The organism is Streptomyces sparsus (assembly GCF_054776295.1).
In genome coordinates, this window is the sequence record NZ_BAAHCA010000607.1 from 1 (window position 1) to 3,023 (window position 3,023).

3 protein-coding genes are annotated in these 3,023 nt (G+C 74.3%); all 3 read left to right on the forward strand.

The window, feature by feature from the left end:
• On the forward strand, window positions 1–1,219 hold a 1,219-nt coding region (locus ACYVE9_RS20965; protein ID WP_461029435.1), incomplete at its 5' end, for a hypothetical protein.
• Entirely contained in the window at window positions 1,213–2,013 is an 801-nt protein-coding gene (locus ACYVE9_RS20970; protein ID WP_461029436.1) for a tyrosine-protein phosphatase, read from the forward strand. The genes ACYVE9_RS20965 and ACYVE9_RS20970, both read left to right, overlap by 7 nt.
• Window positions 2,010–3,023, forward strand: a 1,014-nt coding sequence (locus ACYVE9_RS20975; RefSeq protein ID WP_461029437.1) for a GNAT family N-acetyltransferase, incomplete at its 3' end; no start/stop codon positions are given. The genes ACYVE9_RS20970 and ACYVE9_RS20975, both read left to right, overlap by 4 nt.

Consider the following 3,023-nt stretch of genomic DNA (forward strand, 5'->3'; position numbering starts at 1 on the left):
CGGCCGGCGCGTGACCGGCCAGGACCGGGCCGGCGGCGTGGGTGTGGCCTCGCGAGTCCCGCGCACCCCGCTCACCGCCGCGGACGGCGCCACCCTGTCGTGCTGGTTCGGCCGGCTCAACGTGCACAGCACCCTGCCGGAACTGGACGAGGTCATCGCCGCCGTCCTTGCCCCCTACTTCACGCTCATCCGAGGCACCACGCCCGGGGCCGTCGATGTCACGATCCGGCGCCGCGCCCGGCTGCCGGTCTCCGACGCGGACCTCGCCGCCGTCCGCCGCACACCGCAGCTGTGGCTGAACGAGGACGGTCCGCGGTTCGTCGTGCTCGACCACGCGGCGGACCGGCTGGTGCTGCTCCGGGACTCGGAGGAGGACAGCGGGCCGATGCTCATCACCGCGTCCCGACCGGCAGGCACACTCACCCTGGACGTCTGCGACGACCGGGTGGAGACGGTTCGCGCCCTGGTGCGCTACCTGGCCTTCCTGATGGGTGCCCAGCTCAACGCCGGCGGCGTGCCCGTGCTGCACGGCTCGGCGGTGGCCCGGAACGGCACGTCGGTGCTGCTGCTGGGCGACACCAACTCCGGCAAGTCCACCCTCGCCTTCCTGGCCGCCACCCTCGCCGGCTGGGACTTCGTCTCGGACGACACCCTCGTCCTGTGGCGTGAGCACAGTACCGCTGCGCCCCGCGTCAGCGGCTGGCCGAGGCGGCTGGGCATCAGCGTCGGCAGCCTGCTGCGGCACCCCGCCCGCGCCCGCTTCGAACAGGCGTCGCTGCGCCGCTACGACGGGCCGGTGGGCCCGCTGCCCGAACCGTCCGCCACCTCCTGGACCCGGGAGGGCCGGGTGCGCGTCTACTGCGACCTGGACGAGTTCACCACGATCACCGGCGCCGCCGTCGACCAGACGTCCCATCCGGCCGGCATCCTGCTGCCGGCCGCCGACCCGGACCTGCGTGGCTGGTCGGTGGAGCCGATCGACGGGCCGCCGCACGAACTCGACCCGGTCAACGGGCGCAACCTGCGGCACTTCGTCGACTACCTGGGCGTGCTGCCGCCCACCACGCCGGACACCGCCACCCGCAACGGGGTGCTGGCGGCCCTCACCGGGCTGCCCTGTGCGCGAGTGCGCTACGGACCCGACGTCAACACCGACTTCCCGCACTTCTGGGCCGAGGCGACCGCGGCACTCGGTCTGGGGACGGAGGCGGCGTGCTGACCACCGACACCGGCCGGCCGGGCGTCAACTTCCGTGCCGTGCGCGCCGGCAACCTGGTCGACGACCGGATGTTCCGCTGCGGCGAAGTGCCCGCGTTCACCGCGCGGGAAGCCGCCCTGCTGCACGACCACCACGGCGTGCGGGCCGTCGTAGACCTCCGCACCCCGCGTGAGATCGACAAGTACGGTCCGCCGGCGACGCTCGTCGACATCGGGGTCCGCTGGGTCAACGCACCCCTGACGGGCTATCCCAGCACCCCCATCGACAAGCCCCGGCCGACCTCGGCCGACGTCGTCGCCTACTACCACGGCATGCTGGAGCACTCCCTCCCCGAGTGCTGGCCGAGGCTGTTCTCCGCGCTCGCCTCCGTGGCGCACGAGCCGTTCCTGGTGTGCTGCCACGCGGGCAAGGACCGCACCGGCGTGGTGGTGGCGTCCGTGCTCGACCTGCTCGGCAGCCCGACACAGGACATCGCCGCCGACTACGGCGCCAGCGCGCCCGAACTGGTAGCCCACGTCGACCGGTTCCGGGACAAGTGGCTCAAGCGCGGTCACACCAGGGACGACTACCTCGCGCGGATGCGCGTCGTCCCGGAGACCATGGAGAGCTGGCTCGCGCAGGTGCGGACCCGGCACGGCGGTCTCGCCCGGCAGCTCCCGGACCGCGGCGCGCACCCGGAGGACCTGCGGCGGCTGCGCGACCACCTCACCACGACCGGCAGCACCCGCCCGGGAGACGGCGCCGAGCCCGGGCGCCGCCCGGCCGCCCGACCGTGTCCGGTGGACGTGTCATGACCGCCGACGACACCGTGCGCGTGCTCAGCCCCGTACCCCGTGACCTGTGGCAGCGCGCATTGGACGCCGACCCGGACGCGCTGGTGACCCAGACCCCCGGCTGGCTGGACGCGATGTGCGCCGCCGGCCCGTACCGCGACGCCGGCAGGTACTACGAGTGGGGGAACGGGCGCCGCCTCGTGCTCCCCATGGTGCGGCGGCGGCTGACCACGGCGGCCCGCGGCGACGAACTGGCGTGGCCGCTGGACTGGGGCATCGGGGGAGTGGTCGCACCTGGCGGCCCCGTAACCGACAGGGAGGCCGCCGCCGTCTACGCGGATCTGACGCGCCGCCCCGGCAGCACCGCCTACCTTCGCCCCAACCCGCTGGTCGACGAGGTGTGGCGGCGCACCGCGCCTGCCGGCGCCCGTCCGTATCCGCGCATCACCCAGATCCTCGACCTGTCCGGCGGCCGGGACGTGGTGTGGCGGGACCGGTTCTCCGGCAGCGCCCGCTCGGCGGTCCGCCGGGCGGAGAAATTCGGGCTGACCGTCGAACGCGGCACCGGCGACCGTCTCATCGGCGACTTCGACCACCTCTACCGCCTGTCCGTGGACCGGTGGGCGCGGCAGGAGAACACCCCGCTGTGGCGTGCCCGCCGACGGGCCCGGCGCAAGGACCCGCGGCGCAAGTTCGCCGCCGTCGTCCGCAACCTGGCGGACTGCCAGGTCTGGGTGGCGTACCGGGACGGCGTGCCGGTCGCCGGCACGATCACCATGCGGCACGGCCGGCACGCCAAGTACTGGCGGGGCGCGATGGACAAGCCCCTGGCCGGACCCACCGGCGCGTCCACCTGGCTGCTGTTCCTCGCCATCGAGGAGGCGTGCGCCCTGGGCTGCCGGTACTTCCACATGGGCGACAGCCGCCCCGACACCCCGGTGACCCGGTTCAAGCAGCGCCTGGGTGCGCGCGTCCACCACACCGCCGGCTACTGGCTGACCGGCGCCGCCCACGGGGCGACCGCCCGGCCG